This window comes from Parabacteroides sp. AF27-14 (assembly GCF_003635425.1).
In the GTDB taxonomy this organism is placed as follows: domain Bacteria; phylum Bacteroidota; class Bacteroidia; order Bacteroidales; family Tannerellaceae; genus Parabacteroides; species Parabacteroides distasonis.
In genome coordinates this window covers 263220-283633 of the sequence record NZ_QTLZ01000005.1, presented here as the reverse complement: position 1 = coordinate 283633, position 20414 = coordinate 263220, and the positions used below count along the sequence as shown (strand labels likewise).

The 20414-nt window shown below is 41.9% G+C and carries 19 protein-coding genes; 10 read left to right on the top strand and 9 right to left on the bottom strand.

Features of this window, described 5'->3' with window-relative positions:
* Positions 1-15: 15 nt before the first annotated feature.
* Positions 16-2985, bottom strand: coding sequence for a TonB-dependent receptor (locus tag DWY79_RS08210; protein ID WP_036613676.1), 2970 nt, complete (start codon positions 2983-2985; stop codon positions 16-18).
* A 200-nt stretch (positions 2986-3185) separates the two neighbouring features.
* Between DWY79_RS08210 and DWY79_RS08205 the strand changes: the two genes are divergently transcribed.
* Positions 3186-4199: a LacI family DNA-binding transcriptional regulator gene (locus DWY79_RS08205; RefSeq protein ID WP_121962341.1), complete on the top strand. Its 1014-nt coding sequence runs from the start codon at positions 3186-3188 to the stop codon at positions 4197-4199.
* Between the two features lie 127 nt (positions 4200-4326).
* The gene (locus DWY79_RS08200; protein ID WP_122369172.1) at positions 4327-5691 is read left to right on the top strand and encodes an MFS transporter; all 1365 of its coding nucleotides are present in this window, start codon (positions 4327-4329) and stop codon (positions 5689-5691) included.
* A gap of 146 nt (positions 5692-5837) precedes the next feature.
* Here the strand turns inward: DWY79_RS08200 and DWY79_RS08195 are convergent, their stop codons facing one another.
* Complete coding sequence (locus DWY79_RS08195) at positions 5838-6032, bottom strand: hypothetical protein (protein WP_005855829.1); 195 nt, start codon at positions 6030-6032, stop codon at positions 5838-5840.
* 393 nt (positions 6033-6425) lie between these two features.
* Positions 6426-6827, bottom strand: a complete 402-nt coding sequence (locus DWY79_RS08185; protein ID WP_005867997.1) for a hypothetical protein — start codon at positions 6825-6827, stop codon at positions 6426-6428.
* A 93-nt stretch (positions 6828-6920) separates the two neighbouring features.
* Between DWY79_RS08185 and DWY79_RS08180 the strand changes: the two genes are divergently transcribed.
* Complete coding sequence (locus DWY79_RS08180; RefSeq protein WP_036613683.1) at positions 6921-7811, top strand: 1,4-dihydroxy-2-naphthoate polyprenyltransferase; 891 nt, start codon at positions 6921-6923, stop codon at positions 7809-7811.
* On the opposite strand, the gene DWY79_RS08175 is transcribed toward DWY79_RS08180, so the two are convergent.
* Positions 7797-8729 (bottom strand): DMT family transporter, encoded by a 933-nt coding sequence (locus DWY79_RS08175; RefSeq protein ID WP_005855838.1) that lies wholly within the window; start codon positions 8727-8729, stop codon positions 7797-7799. The genes DWY79_RS08180 and DWY79_RS08175 overlap by 15 nt on opposite strands.
* A 99-nt stretch (positions 8730-8828) precedes the next feature.
* On the opposite strand from DWY79_RS08175, the gene DWY79_RS08170 reads away from it, so the two are divergent.
* A complete protein-coding gene (locus tag DWY79_RS08170; RefSeq protein WP_083790429.1) occupies positions 8829-9905 on the top strand; it encodes a linear amide C-N hydrolase in 1077 nt (358 codons plus the stop codon).
* A 127-nt stretch (positions 9906-10032) separates the two neighbouring features.
* Here DWY79_RS08170 and DWY79_RS08165 read toward each other — a convergent pair whose 3' ends face one another.
* From DWY79_RS08165 to DWY79_RS08145, 5 genes are all read right to left on the bottom strand, one after another.
* Positions 10033-10578, bottom strand: a complete 546-nt coding sequence (locus DWY79_RS08165) for a DJ-1 family glyoxalase III (RefSeq protein WP_008771764.1) — start codon at positions 10576-10578, stop codon at positions 10033-10035.
* Positions 10579-10587: 9 nt separating this feature from the next.
* Positions 10588-11442: an energy transducer TonB gene (locus DWY79_RS08160; protein ID WP_008771765.1), complete on the bottom strand. Its 855-nt coding sequence runs from the start codon at positions 11440-11442 to the stop codon at positions 10588-10590.
* Between the two features lie 5 nt (positions 11443-11447).
* Positions 11448-11858 (bottom strand): biopolymer transporter ExbD, encoded by a 411-nt coding sequence (locus tag DWY79_RS08155; protein WP_005855860.1) that lies wholly within the window; start codon positions 11856-11858, stop codon positions 11448-11450.
* Between the two features lie 91 nt (positions 11859-11949).
* The gene (locus tag DWY79_RS08150; protein ID WP_005855862.1) at positions 11950-12660 is read right to left on the bottom strand and encodes a MotA/TolQ/ExbB proton channel family protein; all 711 of its coding nucleotides are present in this window, start codon (positions 12658-12660) and stop codon (positions 11950-11952) included.
* Between the two features lie 49 nt (positions 12661-12709).
* On the bottom strand, positions 12710-13426 hold the full coding sequence (locus DWY79_RS08145) for a pyridoxine 5'-phosphate synthase (RefSeq protein WP_008771766.1): 717 nt from the start codon (positions 13424-13426) through the stop codon (positions 12710-12712).
* 84 nt (positions 13427-13510) lie between these two features.
* On the opposite strand from DWY79_RS08145, the gene DWY79_RS08140 reads away from it, so the two are divergent.
* The 6 genes from DWY79_RS08140 to DWY79_RS08115 all read left to right on the top strand — a co-directional run bounded on the left by DWY79_RS08140 (position 13511) and on the right by DWY79_RS08115 (position 20250).
* Positions 13511-14170, top strand: a complete 660-nt coding sequence (locus DWY79_RS08140; protein ID WP_122369171.1) for a CBS domain-containing protein — start codon at positions 13511-13513, stop codon at positions 14168-14170.
* Between the two features lie 15 nt (positions 14171-14185).
* Positions 14186-15061 (top strand): NAD kinase, encoded by an 876-nt coding sequence (locus tag DWY79_RS08135; RefSeq protein ID WP_005855867.1) that lies wholly within the window; start codon positions 14186-14188, stop codon positions 15059-15061.
* Between the two features lie 245 nt (positions 15062-15306).
* Complete coding sequence (locus tag DWY79_RS08130; protein WP_005868009.1) at positions 15307-16269, top strand: glycosyltransferase family 2 protein; 963 nt, start codon at positions 15307-15309, stop codon at positions 16267-16269.
* A 19-nt stretch (positions 16270-16288) separates the two neighbouring features.
* Positions 16289-16978, top strand: a complete 690-nt coding sequence (locus DWY79_RS08125) for a hypothetical protein (RefSeq protein ID WP_005868012.1) — start codon at positions 16289-16291, stop codon at positions 16976-16978.
* Positions 16979-17889: 911 nt separating this feature from the next.
* Complete coding sequence (locus tag DWY79_RS08120) at positions 17890-18540, top strand: helix-turn-helix domain-containing protein (protein WP_226769897.1); 651 nt, start codon at positions 17890-17892, stop codon at positions 18538-18540.
* Positions 18541-18681: 141 nt separating this feature from the next.
* On the top strand, positions 18682-20250 hold the full coding sequence (locus DWY79_RS08115) for a PAS domain-containing sensor histidine kinase (protein WP_122369186.1): 1569 nt from the start codon (positions 18682-18684) through the stop codon (positions 20248-20250).
* Positions 20251-20414 lie beyond the last annotated feature (164 nt).

Below are 20414 nucleotides of genomic sequence, written 5' to 3'. Positions count from 1 at the left end.
TATCCTGATTTAAAATTAGAAGTTAAGACTTACACCGAGTATACCTACCAATGGGCGAGGATATACGTTCTTATCGATACCGAAGGTCTTATCAGCTGCGTTCGCTACCTCCGGATCCAATCCTTTATATTTCGTGATAACAAAAGGATTCTGTACGGTTCCGTAGATGCGTCCGCCCAATACGCCGAATAATTTGTTGAAAGAGTAACCCAACGTGATATTATCGCAGCGTAAGAAGGATGCGTTTTGTACATAATAATCGGACAATACGTTCATGTTCTGGAAATTCGTATCGAAAGCGGATAGCGGACGGTTGGATAGATAGCCTTTATTGTTAATACTACCTTCACTTAATGCCGCATTGGATGAGGCTACATTATTATATACATAGTTCCCGAGGTTGGAACGAAGTGAGAAACTGAAATCCCATGCTTTCCATACCAATTTAGAAGTAAAGCCCATCGTTACATCGGCCGCCGGTTTATGGCAGAAATAACGGTCCTCGTCATTGATCACGCCATCTCCGTTGCGGTCCACGTATAATCCTTCGATCGGATTTCCCTGTTGATCATATACCTGCTCGTATACATAGAATGAGTTCGCCGGGTGATTCACGCCTTGTGCCTGTATCATGGTCCCGGTACCACCTTCTACGGTTCCTGTCAATACGATGGATGAGGCGTCATCCTGTGCGGTTAGCTTGGTAATCTCGTTGTTGTTCCAAGCGACATTAAAGCCTAGATCCCATTTCCAATCAGGGGTTGAGATCGCTTTAGCGTTGATGGAGAACTCAACACCTTGATTTCTCAAAGAACCGATATTGCTGACGATACGGTTCTTGAAGTTTGTTCCGGCAGGTACGTCGATCACATTGATCAAGTCCTTAGTTTCCCTGTAATAATAATCCAAGGATGAAGTGATACGGTTATCTAAGAATCCGAAGTCGAATCCGGCGTTCCAAGTAGTAGTCTCCTCCCATTTCAAGTTCGGGTTGTAACCGTCGGGACGGGCGATAGGAACAAATTGGTCGCCAAATTGATAGTAGGCTCCGTCTTGTCCTGCGAAATAAGTCGCCATATACGGGTAGTCTCCTTGCGAGATATCCTGTTGACCGGTAATACCATAACCCAAGCGTAGTTTTAAATCCGATACAGCGTCCACGTCTTTCATAAAGCCCTCTTCCTTGATCTTCCATCCTAAAGCCACGGAAGGGAACAATCCCCAACGGTTGTCTTTAGAGAAGCGGGAAGTGCCATCGTTACGTAAGGTAGCGGTGATAAGATAGCGATTCATGAATGAATAATTGACACGTCCGAAGAAAGAGATCAAATAACTTTCTGTCTTGAAAATATAAGAAGTCGGGTTATCTCCGTTTAAGTTATTGTATGCGTTCTCTGTGGAACGATGGAAATGTTGCCAAGAGTAACCAGCCATGATATCAAAATGATGCTTTTCATTGAAATCCTTAGCGTATTGCAAATAAAAATCCAATAGGTGATTGTATTTGTCGATCGTCTCATAACCTGTTTTGCCGTTATCCACGTAACCTAATGGAGATTCTTTCGGATAGTAAATATCTTGTGTACCGGTAGCCATATCCATACCTAAATTCAAGTTCGCACGTAATTCGGGAAGGAAATGGAATTTATAATCAACTTGGATATTACCGACCAAGTTTTTAGAATTAGCCTCTTCTTTTTTCTGTTGAAGCATCGCTACCGGGTTTTTTGTAGCGATTGAGATAAATTCACCGGCATTTTCCCAAGCGAAATAACCTCCGTATTTACTGTTGCCGTTCATGACTGGTTGAGTCGGGTCGAATGCGATTGCCGCTCCGATAGCTCCCGTATCGGCGAAACGATTATTTGAGATCATTCCCTTGGCGTTGAAGTTAATATTTAAATGATCTTCGAAGAAACTGGGAGCTAGGTTTACAGATCCAGTATAACGTTCGAACTTAGAGGTTTTCAATATACCATTTTGGTTTGTATATCCGACGGATACACGATAAGGCATATTATTCAAGCCTCCGGATACCGTGATATTATGATCGGTTCCCACTGCTGTACGGAAGATCTCTTTCTGCCAATCCGTATTTTCTTTTCCTAATAACTTAACGGCGCTTGATTCCGCCCCAAAACGATCCGTTACGAAATTACGATATTCGTCAGCTCCCATAACATCGATTGATTTGGTCTTCGTGCTGATAGAAACGTTTCCATCGTACGTAACCCGTGGGCGGGAGCCTTTTTCACCTTTCTTAGTGGTGATAAGAATCACACCGTTAGAGGCACGCGAACCATAGATCGCTGTGGCGGATGCGTCTTTTAATACGGTGAATGTTGCGATATCGTTCGGGTTGATCGTACTCAACGGGTTGGATACCCCTTTGATACCGTCATTGTCGATCGGAAGTCCATCGATAACGATCAGCGGGTTGTTGCTGGCCGATAAGGAAGAACCACCACGGATGCGGATACTGGCTCCCGAACCCGGAGCTCCACCGTCAGTCGTGATATTTACACCGGCGATTTTACCGTTGATCATATCGGTTGCGGTAGTGGTCAAACCCCGGTTCATCTTATCTGGCTTAATGGCCGTCACGGAACCGGTAGCGTCATCTTTCTTCACCGTACCATAACCGATTACGACAATCTCGTCCAATACTTCCGTATCTTCTTGTAATACGACAATTAAATTACTTTGTCCTTGGTTGATAATGTCTTGTGATTTGTAGCCTATGTAAGAAATACCGATCGTACTTCCTTTAGGCGCCGAGAGCATAAAGTTACCGTCGAAATCGGTAACAGTTCCATTCGTAGTTCCTTTTTCAAGGATACTAGCCCCGATGATGGGTTCACCTTTCGCGTCTTTCACGTTGCCTTTGATCGTGACGTCTTGTGCGAAAACATTGCAGGAGAGAAACAATCCTATCAAGATAGATAAGATTACTCTTGCGTCGCAAGAATACATTTTTTGTTTCATGCATTAGACAGTTTAAGATTAATACTCTATTATATTTATTGAATTTTAGCCATAGTATATGAATGCAAATGTATGTTTATCAAACCTCTCATGTTGTTAAAATGTTTGTCGATACCCCTATAAATTTACGCAAACGTTCTCGCAAACGTTTGCATTGTATGACCTAAATACATATCTTTGATTTTATAAAAAAGAGAACCATGAAAAAGCGTCAAATCACGATAAAGGATATAGCGAAAGCCTTGCATATTTCCCCGTCAACAGTCTCTCGGTCCTTGGCTGATCATCCGGATATCAGCCAAGAAACCAAGAATATAGTGAATGCTTACGCTCGTGAACATAAATATAAGCCCAATGCCTTAGCCTTGAGTTTACGGACAAATAATACGAAAACAATCGGTGTTATTTTACCGCAGATCGTACATTATTTCTTTTCTTCTGTTTTATCCGGTATAGAGGATGAGGCGGAAAAGGGAGGGTATCGTGTTATTATTTGTCAAAGTAATGAGAATTATGAGAAAGAAGTAAAAGGTGCGCAAGCTTTATTGGAAGCACGTGTTTGCGGTGTCTTGGCTTCTGTCGCTAAAACGACGACAATCTACAATCATTTCCAAGAACTAATCGATAGCGATATACCCATGGTGTTTTTCGATCGTATATGCACGGGGATCTTGACAGACCGGGTGGTCGTTGATGATTATGCCGGGGTTTGTTCCGCTGTTGAATACTTGATTCGTAGCGGTTGCCGGCGAATCGCCTTTTTCGGATCTCCTTCTCATTTAGCGATCTCTAATAATCGTAGGATGGGATATGAGGATGCTTTGCGTAAAAATGGATTACCGGTAGATAAAGAGTTAATCAAGATTTGTGATAATTATACCGAGGCGCTTCGGTTGACCCCGGAATTATTGTCGTTGCCCAATCGTCCGGATGCGTTCTTCGCCGTAAATGATGAGACCGCTATTGGGGTGCTGAATGTTGTCAAGGCCAAAGGATTGAGGATACCCGATGAGGTTTCGATTTGTGGGTTTACGAATAATAGCTTAGCGGAAGTTAGCGATCCCCTGCTGACCTCCGTGGATCAACATGGTTATGAGTTGGGAGCTATCGCTATGCGTTTGCTGATAGAACGTTTGAATGGCTTGCGTGACGGGGATCGTATCGTGAGCAAGATTATCAAGACAAATCTGGTGGTGAGACAGTCTACCCGTTAAAAAAGTGGCTTCCGAAAACGTTTGCTCTACTTCTTTGCATGAATTTGAATAGGGACGACGTCCTGTTTCGGAATAATTCCGTATGTTTGTCACCAAACAAATAAATACCTTAAAAAACATAATTCTCATGAAAACAAAACCATTTTTGAGTTTTTGGCAAATTTGGAATCTAACTTTCGGTTTCTTGGGCATTCAATTCGGTTTCGCCCTTCAGAACGCAAATTCAAGTAGAATACTTCAAACCTATGGAGCGGATGTAGAGCAACTATCCTTATTTTGGTTAGCGGCTCCGCTGACAGGTATGATCATACAACCTATCATTGGTCATTATTCCGACCAAACATGGTGCCGTTTAGGACGTCGGCGTCCGTTTTTTCTGGTAGGAGCTATCTTTACGACGATTGCCTTGATATTGATGCCGAATGCGGGATTGTTCTTGTCACCCGGTACAGAGACGGCTATTTTATCTCCCGTATTGATTGGTGCGGGTATGTTGATGATCATGGATGCTTCCATCAATGTAACGATGGAGCCTTTCCGTGCCTTGGTAGGGGATATGCTACCCGATGAGCAGCATACGACTGGCTTCTCGATCCAGACTTTCTTGATCGGCATCGGTGCTGTCGTTGGTTCCTTGTTGCCGAGTATTATGAATAAGGTGTTTGGTTTATCTAATACGGCGGTTGCTGGTGAGGTTGCCGATAATGTTAAATTTGCCTTTTATGCCGGTGCGGCGATTTTATTAGCGAGCGTATTATGGACAATTTTTAAGACAAAGGAATATTCCCCAGAAGAGATGGCAGAGTTTCGGCTTTCCGGTGGTGAGGTCATTGAAAAAAGGCGGGATAGCAATGGTTTTATGGAGATCATGCATGATATCTATCATATGCCTAAAATAATGTTACAGTTAGGTTTATGCCAGTTTTTCGCTTGGTTTGCCTTGTATTCCATGTGGGTTTATTCTACGCCTGCTATCGCTGAACATGTATATGGGGCAACAGATCCTGCTTCCGCCGAATATGCGATGGCTGGCGATAAGGTAGGTGAGTTATTCAGTATCTATAATTTTGTGGCGATGTTATTCGCTTTATTATTGATCCCGATTGCCCGTCATTTAGGTCGGAAAATGACTCATGCCCTCTGTTTATGCCTAGGAGGGGCAGGGTTGGTTTCTCTCTATTTGTTGAATAACACAGGAATGATGGTCTTTTCGATGATTGGCATCGGTATAGCGTGGGCAAGTATATTGGCGATGCCTTATGCTATTCTTTCCGATAGTCTTCCCGCAGATAAGATGGGTACTTATATGGGTATATTTAATTTCTTTATAACGATACCTCAGATCACGAATGGAATCATTCATGGATGGATTGTACGTAATGTTTATCATGGGCATGCCGTGTTCGCTTTGTTAACGGGAGGTGTTTTCTTGTTTTTCGCCGCTGCCGCAGTTAGTCTTGTCAAAGAGAAAAAGTTCAGTCGAAAAGTGTAAGGTATATAAGTCCGGTTTCCTGTTGTCAAGCGTAAAAACGCTATACCCAAGTCAAACAGCAAGTTATTATAATGTAGGTAGAAAAACGTATCTCAGATAATCCCGGGTCACCCCGGGACAACAACAGGAAACCAATGGACTAACTACTAAAAGGCTTCTTCCTCTTCCTTTTGGCGTGATCCTATGACGCGAAGAACTAACATCGCTACCGTAATCACACCGAGGGATCCCATGGTTACGTTTTTAGTAACCTCATTGTCAAATGTTGTAGTTCCGACTAATACCAATACGATAAATGAAACCATCATGATTGCATCAGCCAAATCTTTATTTATTCTCATGATCTTCTTATTTTTTTAGGATTCGATAATTGTTGTATTTTATTATTCTTTTTCCAAGACTTCCTCTTCCGATGACGTCCCGGTACTACTCAGTCCTTTCATTATGCCATATAGACCAACACATAGAGTGCCCATAACTACTACTAATTTAATATAGTCGTTAGGGATGATAGAACTGCATGCGAATACACAACCTGCGATTGTTAGAAGAACATAAAGATATATACGTATTTTACCTGATTTATTAGTTGTCATAATTGTAATTTTTAATTGTTTATAATAATGTAAATGGGCAATAACTCCCCGGAAATATTGATTTAATAAATGCAATATTCCTATCGATAAGACATATCAATGACTTACCGAAAGATACAAATATGAAACAATTAAAAACTAAATAATGAGTTTTCGTAGGGCAAAGACATGCTCTCCCATACGACACAGAAGTGTGGATAAATTTATGATCTGATAAGTGGATATATGTTGAGATACTCTATGAAGTTGATTTACTCCTCTCAAACGCATGTCTTGAAGGGATTTCTCCATATTTTTCCATATCCGTATTTCGATAGTGTTGTTTGTCGTTTGTGAAATCCTGCGGGGAGTTAAGCAGTTGCTGCTTTTCAGCTCGTTACTTAATACTTCGAAACGACGTTGGGCATCTGCCGTGTTTTTTTCTTTCATAACGGCCTCTTTAGTAGCAGACATAACCTCATCCATACTCTTTGTCCCTTCTTCGGGAGCAAACAGCATGAAGCTAATCAACAGACCTAATATGAATAGAAAATTCTTCATGGCGCAAATATACAAGTATTTCTTTAGATAATAACAACAGTATATGTTATTTGTTTTTTATTTTTGTAGTTATTTTAAGAATAAAACAATAGAATGGAGAATAACAGATCGAGAATTCAAGCTTGGTTAGAGGCGGCACGTCCGAAAACGTTGCCGGCATCATTTAGTCCGGTATTAGTTGGGTGTGCGCTGGCTTACAGGGATGGAGTATTTAAATTGGCTCCGGCGATCCTTTGTGTTTTGGTGGCTTTACTTGCCCAGATAGCCAGTAATTTTGCCAATGATTATTTTGATTTTAAGAAGGGGGCGGATAAGGAGGACCGGTTAGGCCCGGAGCGAGCGGTGGCTTCCGGTTGGATAACTCCTAAGGCAATGCTATGGGGGACTTTTATCACGTTGGGGCTTTCTTGTCTATGTGGCTGTTTCTTGTTGTTCTTTGCCGGCTGGGAGCTCATCGGTGTAGGAATTGCTATCGCGATTTGTGTCTTGGCTTATTCAGCAGGGCCGTTTCCTTTGGCTTATAACGGGCTAGGGGATGTGTGTGTCGTATTGTTTTATGGGATTATTCCGGTTTGTTTTACGTATTATGTACAAGCATTATCGTTTTCCTTATTGTCATTCTTGCTTTCGTTGTCATTGGGGCTGTTGTCCGCTAATATTTTGATCGTGAATAATTACCGGGATTATGAGCAAGATAAGGCGGCTCGTAAACGGACTACGATTGTGCTATTCGGGCGTACGTTCGGGTTGGTAACTTATTTGCTGAACGGTATATTGGCTGTCTTGATAACTCTTCCTTTATTGATGGATGCCTCACCTTGGCTTGTTTGTTTATTCGCGGCTTTTAGCGTGCTGTTTGCCGCCACATGGCTGGAGATGAAACAGTATCAAGGCCGTGAGCTTAATAGAACTTTAGGGCATACGGCACGGAATGTATTTATCTATGCCGTATTGCTTTCAGTTGTATTGTTATTTGGTTCTTAAGATGTGCCGTGCTTTGAACAATCGCTTGGCCTCATGGAGATTTTTCTGTATGTATTTGGACAGGATAATCAATGTAACCGCTACGATAATCAGTAAGATTCCTAAAGCGAGGTGAGGGGTGAAAGGCTCTCCAAAGACTAAAACACCCACGCAGACGGCTGTCACGGGTTCTGTTGCTCCCAGTACGGAAGTTAGGGTGGAACCGATATGGTGTACGGCTTGTACCAATGTAATGTTAGATACTACGGTTGGCAAGAAGGCTAATAAGACGAGGTTAATAAAAGAGGGCAGGTCTGGAATGGGTTGGATTCCTGTTCCTGCCTGTGCTTTTATGAAAAATAAAGAGGTACTGACGATAAATACATAGAACGTAAGTTTTCGTCCCGGCATATCATGTACCCTTGATTTATTGACGGTTACGATATAGAGGGCATAAGCGACCGCGGAAAGTAATACGATGATCACGCCTAGCCCGTTTAATCGCATCTCTCCTCCATCGATTGATAGGCGGGCTACTCCACAAATAGCGAGTCCGATCGCTAAAAGCGTGATCCATGATGTTTTTTCTTTAAATACAAAAAGCATGAAAAGGGTTACAAATATTGGATATGTAAAATGTAGAGTTGTCGCGATTCCCGCCGCCATAAAATTATAGCCCCAAAACAGGAACATTGCCGAGCCTGTATAAAAAGCACCCAATAAAATCAATATCGGTAGGTTTCGCATCTCTGTTCTGAAAGATTCCTTTTTTGCTAGAAGCATACCCGATAAGGCGATGGCCGCGAATAAGAAACGATAGAACAATATCGAATCAAACCGCATACCCTTCTCCATAAGAGGCAATGTAAACAAAGGGATTAAACCGAATGTAACAGAAGTCGCTATTCCATAAGCGAAACCTTTTAGATTATTATTCATATTATACTTTTTGATAAAATGACCGCAAACATACGAAAAAGTCTTGAAATCTTGAAAACAACCTTCTCCTGTCGCTTGTTTTTATCAAAAATGATGTTTATGAGATATTTCTTTATTTTATTTGCGATTGCCGGCTTGCTTATTAATCCTTCCGCTGCAGAGGCTTGCACCGGTATTACCTTAAAAAGCAAGGACAGTACGACTATTGTAGCACGTACGATAGAATGGGGTGGAAGTAATTTGAACAGCCAGTATGTCGTGGTTCCAAGAGGATACACCGAACGATCGTATACTCCGAATGGGGTTGATGGAATGACTTTCACGGCACGTTATGGATATGTGGGCTTGGCAGTGGAGCAAAAGGAATTTATCGCTGAAGGACTCAATGAGGTTGGGTTATCGGCTGGATTGTTTTATTTTCCAAAGTACGGTGAATATGAGAAATATAATGCCGCAGTTCGGGATAAAAGTATCTCTGATCTGCAATTAGTGTCTTGGCTGTTGGGGGAATGTTCAAATGTAGAGGAGGTGAAAGAGGCTGTTAAGAAAGTGCATGTTATCAATATAGATCCCCGTGCGTCTACCGTTCATTGGCGGTTTGCCGAGCCGTCGGGGCGTCAACTGGTTCTTGAGATTATTAAGGGTGAGCTACACTTCTATGAGAATACGTTAGGAGTTCTGACTAATTCTCCCAGTTTCGAGTGGCATCTGACGAACCTGAATAATTATGTTAATCTTTTCCCGGGTACGGCCCCCAATCAACAATTAGGAAATATCGAGTTGTCTTCATTGGGTGCGGGAAGCGGTTTCCTTGGGATTCCGGGCGACGTAACTCCACCGTCACGTTTCGTTCGTGCGGCTTTTTACCAAGCTTCGGCCCCACAACAAGAAACCGCATTGGAAACGGTCTTCCAGTGTTTCCAGATATTGAATAATTTTGATATTCCCGTAGGGATCGAATTCCCATTAGGGCAAGTACCTTGCGATATACCGAGCGCTACTCAATGGACTTCGGTTACGGATATGCGAAACCATGTGATTTATTACCGTACGATGTACAATAGCGTTATTCGGAATATAGATTTACGTTCCATTGATTTCTCCACGGTTCGTTATCGTGCGGTATCCATGGATGGGACGAAGCGACAAGCGGTTGAAACGATCAAAATAGAATAGGGCAGGGAGCTCTTTGGGGGATATCTCGTAAGTCAATAGGATAGGTGATAAAACTCAATGGAATAGGAAACATAACTCAATGGATTACGTTCCCTATTCTATTGGGTTTCGACTGATGATCTAAATCTTATAATAGTAATCCGGCCGCAACTTCCTCCGCAACCGCGTCACCTTTTAGTACAGATACTAAAGCTAGGCCAAAATTGAATACCAAGCCCGGTCCTCTACCGGTTACCACATTTCCATCTACCTCGACAGCCTCGCCTGTTACCGTGGCACCAATCAATTTCGGTTCGAACCCGGGGTAGCAAGTCGCTTTACGGCCTTTTAATAAGCCAAGGCCGCCCAATACCATCGGGGCGGCGCAGATAGCGGCTACGATACCTCCTTGGCGATATTGTTGCAATAAGGCCTCCTTTACCGCCTCAGACTCGTTTAGATTGGATGCTCCGGGCATACCTCCCGGTAAGATCAAGGCGTCTATACCTGAAAAATCAGTTTCGGAAAGTAGGGCATCTGCCATATATTCCATATGATGGGCACCCACCACTTTACGGTCGTCTGTGATGGAGACTGTTTTCGTGTCTATACCTCCGCGACGCAAAATGTCTACGGTTCCCGTGGCTTCCATTTCCTCGAAGCCATTCGCTAAGAATACGATCGCTTTCTTCATAAGATTCAATTATTTAAATTTGTACACGTAAGTAATAGTACCACTCTGGTTATTAGCGCCACTGATACTGTTGAACTTCGCCTTTCGAGCTGCGTCCAAAGCGCTTTTACGCATGGAGGCGTTGTCGATATTAGTTCCCCGACCTACCTCGGCAAATATAACATTGCCTTTCGGATCTACGGTTATATTGATAACAATACGACCTTCTTCTTGGATCGTGTAAGCGGGACGAGGGAGACCTCCGGCACCAATGGAACGGCCGTTCAAATTAAATGATCCGTAACCGCCTACGCCTTCATTCGCCCCATGATCAGAGTTACCGAACGGACTTCCTTGGTTACCGGTTCCGCTTTCAGCGTCGCCTTGGCTGTTACCCTCGGCGTTTCCCATACCAAAAGCTCCGGCCACCTTGTTGCTAATGGCTTGTTCCTTCTTGCGGCGTTCCTCGGCCAGACGTTTCTTCTCGGCTTCTTCCCGGCGGATACGTTCTTTCTCCTCCTCTTCTTTCCGTTTCTTCTCAGCCTCTTGTTTCTTGCGTTTCTCTTCCTCTTTCTTCTTTTTAGCGTCCTCAAGGGCTACGCTTTCCTCGATATCTTGAGTGATGAGTTCCTGCTTGGGCGTTTCCACTTGCGGCTCCGGTACGGGAGGAGGGGGAGTGGTCGTTTCCTGAGGCGGTTCTTGCCCGGTATACTTAGGCTCGAACATTCCGGCGGCGGCATCTACATTCCCGAAATTAACGAGTACACCCCCGTCTTCATCCGGTACCTCGGTTTTCAATACGGTAAACCAAAGTATCAGTAGAATGACACCGTGAAAAGCAACGGTACCGATCAAACTGTATATGTCATCCTTATTCAGTCTCATATCTGCTATTTCTGCGGACGGGTGGCAAGCACCATCTTGAATTTATTCTCGTTCGCTATATTCAGTATCTTTACAATCTCTTTGTAAGGCACGGTCTCGTCGGCATATAAGGCGACGAACATCTCCGGTTCCTTCGCGTAACTATCTTGCAAGAAAGGAGTGATCTCATCAAATGAGACCTGTACCTCTTTTTGCTTTCCAAATGCCACGTAGTAATTCAAGTTCGCGTCTATCGTTACCCTCGTAAGAGGTTTCGCCGCTGTCTGCTTTTGCGCTTGCGGCAAGGTAACCTTGATGGCGTTCGGGATTACTACGGTAGAGGTAACCATGAAGAAGATCAGCAAGAGGAATATGACGTCGGTCATAGAGGCCATGCTGAACGCTTCGTTTACCTTTGTTCTTCTTTTTAGAGCCATAATTTTTTATAATTGAAAATTGAAAATGGAGAATTGAAAATTAAATAGAGGAGAGTTGGCTCATTTTCAATTTTCAATTCTCCATTTTCAATTAATTAGCCGGTTCATTTAATAAATCCATGAATTCCATCGTACGAGCCTCCATCTTGTTCACGACGTTATCTACTTGAGATACCAGATAGTTGTACGCGAACAATGTAATAATACCAACTACTAGACCACCCACGGTTGTCACCAAGGCCTCATAGATACCACCGGATAATAAGGAGACATCAACATTGGTACCTGCGTTTGCCATATCGAAGAAAGCACGTACCATACCGGTTACTGTCCCAAGGAAACCAAGCATGGGAGCGCCGGCGGCGGTCGTCGCGATCAAGGGGAAACCTTTTTCCAGTTTAGCGATCTCCAAATTTCCGACATTCTCGATCGCTACGAGCACATCGTTCATCGGACGGCCCAAACGGGTAATGCCTTTCTCGATCATACGGGCGGAAGGTGTGTTGGTGCTCCGGCATAAATTGAGAGCCGAGTCCACTTTTCCTTCATGGATATAGTCCTTAATACGATTCATGAACGTCTCGTCTTCTTTTCCCGCACGGCGAATGATGATCAGACGTTGAACAAAAATATAAATAGCCATCAGAGAGAGCAGTAACAATACCACCATAATCCAACCTCCCTTAAAGGCAAGGTCTATCACATTGATTTCCGCTTCCGTAGGAAGGGTTACAGCCGTTAAATCCGGCATTTGATCTGCCGCCTGAGAGCCTACGGCCTGTAGTGAAAGTAAAATACTCATCGTTTTGAATTATAGGTTATAATTTTCAATATTCAATTCTTCTCCATTCTCAATTATTCAAGCATGCCTTGTATAAAGCGATCGTCTCTTGCAAACCATGATAGAGCGCATCACAAATCAAGGCATGGCCGATAGAAACCTCCTCCAGCCAAGGGATATTCTTGTTGAAGAAAGCCAGATTTTCTAAGCTCAAGTCGTGTCCGGCATTTACGCCTAATCCTAAGTTTTTAGCTAATTGAGCGGCCTCTACAAAAGGAGCGATCGCTTTGTCACGATCTTCCGGATAAAAGGTCGCATAAGGTTCCGTATATAGCTCAATACGGTCCGTACCTGTTTTCGCCGCTAGTTCGATATTCGCCAAGTCTGTTCCGACGAAGATGGATGTACGGATTCCTTGTGAGGTAAAGGTGTCTACCAATTCGCTTAAGTAATCGAAATTGTCCTTTACGTTCCAACCTGAGTTCGACGTGATGGCATCCGGAGCGTCCGGAACCAGTGTGACTTGGGTCGGTTTTACCTTCAATACCAAGTCGATGAATTTATCACAAGGATAACCTTCTATGTTAAATTCTGTCCGGATAAGAGGTTTTAGTCCATAAACATCGCTATAGCGTATGTGTCGTTCATCCGGACGGGGATGAACCGTAATTCCTTGTGCCCCGAATAATTCACAGTCTTGCGCTACTTTCAGCACGTTTGGCATATTGCCACCTCTCGCATTACGAATAGTAGCAACCTTGTTAATGTTTACACTTAAATTTGTCATTGTATATCGTATATCTTTTTTCTTTCATTACATTTGCACAAAAGTATCGGCAAATTTAGCAGGATTTAGGGAATTAACAGAATAATGTTGGTGAAAGATTTCATAACAAAGGAAATTCCGGTGTTAAAAAGTTTTGACACAGCGGAATATGCGTTGGCGTTAATGGAGGATTTTAAACTCAAGCATCTTCCGTTATTGAGTGATAACGCATACCAGTGTTTAGTGTCGGAAAAAGACTTATTGGCGATGCCGGATCCTTCGGCTACGATCGGTGAGCCGGTTTTATTCGCTCCGGCGATTTCGGAAAATGGACATTTACATGAAGCGTTGGCAATGATAACCCGATATGGATTGAGCCTGTTGCCTGTGGTTTCCGTGGACGGAACTTATTTGGGGGCGATTACCCGGGATCGTTTGGTAGATGCTTTATCCGAGCTATGTAATGCGGAGGCGGCTGGAAGCGTGATCGTATTGGAAATGATGCCACAGGATTATTCATTAACGGATATCGCCCGTTTGGTAGAGGCGAATAATGCCCATGTCCTTAATTTGTTATCCCATCAAGATAAAGATACGGGCCGTCTGCTTATAACCCTTAAGATTGATTTGGAAGATGCCTCTCCCGTGATCCGTAGTTTCGAGCGTTTCAATTATACGGTGCTTTATCATTTTATGGAGAAGGGGATGGTGGATGATATGTTGCGGCAGCGGATGAATGAGTTATTACATTATATGAATATGTAAAGTAAGGAGCGTAGAATGAAAGTTGGAATATTTGGAAGTGAATATCAGATCGAGAGACAGAATCTGATTAAACGCTTGTTTGAGAAGCTTCGTGAACAAGAGGCTGATATTTATGTGGACAGCCCTTTTTATACATTCCTTACAGATGCTTTTGGTTTTGAGCCAGTGGTGAGCGGGCTATTAGTGGGTGATGAGTTTGATCTGGATATAGCGCTTAGCGTGGGAGGAGATGGTACGTTCCTTCGTACGGCGGCCCGGGTAAATAAACAAGATATTCCTATTTTAGGTATTAATACCGGACGGCTAGGCTTCCTTGCGGATGTCAGCAGTAATGAGGTTGAGGATACGCTGGACGAGATTTTTAAGAATTACTATAAGGTAGAGGAACGAACCCTCTTGCGTTTATATACGGAAGACCGTGCGTTTCGCGGATATAATTACGCCTTGAACGAGATCGCCGTGCTGAAGCGTGATAGTTCCTCGATGATTACGATTCATACATTCTTGAATGGGGAATATCTGACTTCCTATCAGGCGGATGGTTTGGTAGTGGCTACACCTACCGGTTCCACAGCCTATTCGATGAGCGTAAATGGGCCGATTATCGTCCCACAAAGTAATAGCATTGTCTTGAGTCCGGTCGCTCCGCATTCCTTGAACGTGCGTCCGTTGGTGATTCCGGATTCAGATATAATAACGCTTCGGGTAGAGAGCCGGAATAAATATTTTCTGATCTCTTTGGATGGACGTTCGGAAATATTCCCGGCAGGTATCGAATTAAAGATGAGCAAGGCCGATTATACGACGAAAGTCATCAAACGCTATAACCATACTTTTTATCAGACGCTTCGGGAAAAATTAATGTGGGGGGCAGATGTGCGAATGAAATAATATTGTGTGCGTCCAGTCTTTGTCCAAATAGTAGCGGATAGTATTGTATTTTGTAAGCTGTTGATAAATAGACTTTTCCGTATGGATAAACTGAGCGTATCTTATGGATTTTGTCCAGTTTTTCTATTATGGGGTAAAAAATAGGGGGTATTCGATGTCCAGCTATGTCCTCTATTTGTCCAGTGCCCTTTTTTGACACACGCTTTTTAACTCTTTACTTTTGTCGGCAGATTAAATCTAGCTTAATGGAAGTATTTTCAATTATTATTCCTGTCTACAATCGTCCGGAGGAGATAGACGATTTATTAAACAGCCTTACCCGGCAGACATATGTACATTTTGAGGTTATCGTAGTGGACGACGGTTCTTCTATACCTTGTGAGCCCATAGTCAATGCCTATAATAACCGCTTGAGGATTCGCTATTTCTATATAGAGAATTCAGGTCCAGGCTTGGCTCGCAATCAAGGGGTACGTTATGCGGAAGGAGAGATCGTGATTGTCTTGGATTCGGATTGTATCGTTCCGGCCAGCTATCTGGAACAAGTACACGAGTCCTTAATGCGTTATAAGGTGGATGCCTTTGGTGGTGCTGACAGGGCGCATTCTTCTTTTTCCGCTATACAGAAAGCGGTCAATTACTCGATGACTTCTTTTTTTACGACAGGAGGGATCCGAGGAAGCCGGAGGCATTTAGATGCATTCTATCCCCGGAGTTTTAATATGGGAATGCGGAAAGAGGTGTATGAAGCCTTGGGTGGTTTCTCTGATATGCGTTATGGAGAGGATATAGATTTTAGTATCCGGATTTTTGCGGCAGGCTATAAATGCCGTTATTTTCCGGGCGCTTGGGTCTATCATAAGCGAAGAACAAATTTCGTCCAGTTTTTCCGGCAAGTATGGCATTCGGGGTACGCTAGGATTATCTTGTACCAGAAGTACCCGGAATCATTGAAATGGGTACATTGCCTGCCGGCCTTATTTGTGGTAGGTCTGCTGGGGGTATGTATTTCCGCTTTTTTCGTTCCAAAGGTATGGGGGCTATTGTTATTTTATATTTCGCTGATCTTTTTTGACGCTTTAGTGAGAAATAAGAACGGAATCGTTGCGTTGTTATCTATCATAGCGGCTTTTGTCCAATTGATCGGATATGGGACAGGCTTTTTGGAAGCGATTTGGAGAGAGGGAATTCTAAGAAAGAAGTATTAAGATAATAAATACTATTTATATGAAGTTTGCGCTGCACACATCTACTGCCATAAGCTCGGTTCTAAAGGAGCCGGAGCATTTCTATGTAGATATTTATTATCTGATCATTTTAATCATCGTCGCTTTTACCCTGCTTCTGTTATCTTTTTTGCGTTATCACCTTTATAAGACAAAAAAGGAGAAAGAACTGAGAGAAATAGCGAGTCTTGTGGATAAAAATGAAATCTTGATACAACGTTATAGTCGTGAGATGTCGCACATCAAGGAGCAATTGGAAGCGAAGGAGAAATGTTTGAAGGAATACCAGCATGCGGCTCAGTGGAAAGCGCATCGTGACGTGGAATCCTTGATCAAGGAAAAGGAGCGTTTGGCGAAGTGTTTGCTGGAACAGTTGGATACGTTCAAGAAGCTGAAGATACTTTCTAAATCGGAAACGATATTGCCGGATTCAGATTGGAGAAACTTGATCGAGATCGTAAATACTCTTTATGATGATTTTATAAGTCGTTTACGTGTCGCTTATCCGGATTTGACGGAGGATGCCATTCGTTTTTGTTGCTTGATCAAATTGCGGCTAACTTCGGCGGAGCTGATGTCAGTCTTGAATGTGACGAAGGATGCTATCTATAAACGCAAATTTCGTTTGAAAAAAGAATTGATGCCAGATGATGATACTCGTTCCCTCGACGATTTCTTGGGAAGCTATTAGATCTGAACGAATAGTTTTCTTGTTAATAACTATGTTTTAGGGCATGATTTCGTTAAATCGAGTTAAGTGAAAGAATTTTGCAAATAATTCAGTATGCTACATAACATAAAACCGCCTATATTTGCACTGTGTTTTTCATGGTATTAGATTTAAGGTTAACAATTGAGATTGGCTGTCCGTGACGGATAGCCTTTTTTTGTATAGAGGCATGAATACACGAATTTTTGAGAACACTGCTTAAGCGCCCCTTTCCGAGGGTAACATCCATACTTTCAAAGTAAGCTAATTTCATCGGCAAAGTAAGTTGACTTGCTTTGGTGTTTCAGTTAACTTACTTTGTCAATGAAGCTAACTGTATTTTTATGATCTTTTTCGGTTATTCTTTGTCTGTTTCGATTTTGTATACAATTGATGTGTTTTTGTACGCTTTTAGTTTAGGTATGCATTTAATAGTCAATTTTTTATTATATAATTTTGTCTTGTGTTTTTTTATGATTTCCTTGGTTAGCTGTTAGCACCAATTGATATATAAGGTTTGATGGCTAATAGAAGAGGGGGTAAGGAAAGAAAAATATCAAACGAATATACTTGGGACCTTAACGGACAGAACAAAATATAATATTATTCTGTTGATTGTTGTTGAAGGTAAGATTTCGTATTCCCTTAATTTATAAGAGTATATGCAAGAGAATAGGTATAATACATGTGATCGTTTTTTAGGCGGATTAGAAAAAGACTTTATTATTACGGAACAGATTGAAGATAGTCCATTGACTTCAGAACCTTCTTTTTTGGATTACGGGATAATAGCAGTATGTAATAGAGGTAGTGCGATCATTCATTTGCTTGATAATAAGCATGTATGGAATAAGAATGAATTGATTTTCTTATTTCCGAGACAGTTATGCTCAATGCGGAACGTGAGTGAGGACTTCTCGGCGAAGTTTATCATCATACCACATGTACTACATGGGGATGTATTAAGTTCCTTACGTCATTTTGATCCGGGATTTCATTTTTTCGTGAAGGATCATTTTTACTATAATATAGAGGATAATAATGGTATTGAGCGTTTTCAATCATTTTGCAAATTGATAGAGAATGAGCTTGAGCGGTATCGGGGTAATGGGCTTCTGAGGGAGCGGATTATATGTTACTTGGGGATTTTTTACATGGATGTTTACGACTATTATGTGAAAGTGCGTAAGAAAATCCCTTTCAGGACTAGTTTGAGAAAAGAGCAATTGATCTATGATTTCTGTAGTCTCGTGGCAGAGAATTTCAAGAATCACAAGAATGTCGGATTTTATGCGGATAAATTGAATATAACGACAACTTATTTAAGTGCGATCATGAATGAAAGGTGTGGCATTTCAGCCAAGGAGTTTTTATCTATCTATATAGTGTTAGAGGTAAAGTCGTTGCTACGTGACTCTCGATTAAATATACAGGAGATCGCTATATTGACTAATTTTCCGTCTCAATCGACATTGAATCGCTTTTTTCGTCAACGGACGGGAATGACTCTTTCTCAATATCGAAAACATATATTCTCAACATGATTATGTTTGATTTTCATATTATTTCTATAACTTTAAACTTCTGCTGCAATCGTTATTATCGTTCATTTGTTGTATAAATAACAGAGGAGATTGCTTGATTGATTTAAAGTAGGGAATTAGTGGTTATAATTTAATATGACGATGGGACAATGTAATAAAATGCTAGAGGAAATGAGCTTTAATGCCCTATTCCAGAAATTACCTGTTGGAATTGAAGTTTATGACGAGAGGGGGCAGCTAGTGGATCTCAATAGGACGGACGAGAATTTGTTCGCTATAAGCCGGAAGGATATTATGGGAATAAATCTTTTCGAGAATCCTAATTTTCCAGAGGACAAGATCGCTCGTCTGAAACAGGGAGAAATGGTTGTGTTCGATTGTAATTATGAATTTGATAATATACAAACGAATGAGTACTATAACATAGACCCAAAAAAGGAAGGTACAAATTTACGTCTGTCTATTAAATGTGTGCCGTTGAAAGGAGAGGCTGAAGATATCTGTGGATATGTACTAATGTTTACGGATGAGACGGAAGAATATCAAAAGTCGGAGAAAGTAGAGGAACTGTTCACGAAGTTGAAAACGGTTATGCGTTGCAGTGATTCCTTGCTGTGGGAATATGATGTTAAAACCGATAAGATGCATATCGATCTGGATTTACGTGTTTTAGGTAATAAATCCAGATTGAGAGCAAGTAACTTGACAACGAAAAAAGATTTTTGTGAGATCGTACATCCGGAAGATCGGGAAAGGGTACTTGTACAAGGCTTTGAAAAGATTGTTACGGGTGAGATCGGTGAATATAGTATTCAATACCGACAGCTTTTTGAGGGGCAATATGTTTGGGTGAGAGCGTATGCGTACCCTTATAAATATGATGAGGCGGGAAGACCAGCGAAAATCCTTTATTACTTGATGGACATAACGGATGAGATCGCCATGCAAGATAAATTGCGCTGGGTGGAACGAGAGCGTCAACGGAAAGAATATGAGTTAGCTAAGGCTAAAGAGGCGAATCGGCTTAAGTCTATGTTCTTGGCGAATATGAGTCATGAGATCCGTACGCCTTTAAATGCTATTGTTGGTTTCGCGAATATACTGGCAGAGACCAAGGAGATAGAGGAGGAGGAACGAGAGTTTTATGTGGATATCATTGACAAGAATAGTGAATTGCTTCTGCAATTGATTGAGGATATCCTTGATTTCTCAAAGATTGAGGCGGGAACTTTTGACATTACGAAGATAAATTTTGATTTTAAGGAGATCTGTGAGGAAACCTATGCGGTACATGCCTTGAAGATTCCGAAAAACGTTCGATTTGTTTTCGATCGGGGCTCACAACCCGTGACTGTTTTCTCAGATCCGAAACGAGTCGTACAGGTTATTTCTAATTTCTTGACAAATGCGATTAAGTTTACTTCGGAAGGTGAGATCAAATTAGCCTATAAGGTATCGAATGATGAAATACGAGTTTCGGTCTCGGATACGGGAATGGGAATCTCGGAGGAAGATTGTAGAACTATATTCGATCGCTTTGTTAAGTTGAACGCTTGCAAACAAGGTACCGGATTAGGATTGGCGATTTGCAAAAATATTATCGAGAAACTAGGGGGACGAATCGGGGTAGAATCTACATTGGGAGTAGGTTCCACTTTTTGGTTTACCTTGCCTTTGAAGGAGATTAAAGAGAATGAACCTAAGTTCTAAGGGGATATATATTATTTTACGGATATGTTTTAAAGCATGGTTTTTGTTAAATCTGGTTAAGGATATGAGATTTGCAAATAAAATATTATGCTACATAACATAAAACCTCTATATTTGCACTGTGTTTTTCATGGTATTAGATTTAAGGTTAACAATTGAGATTG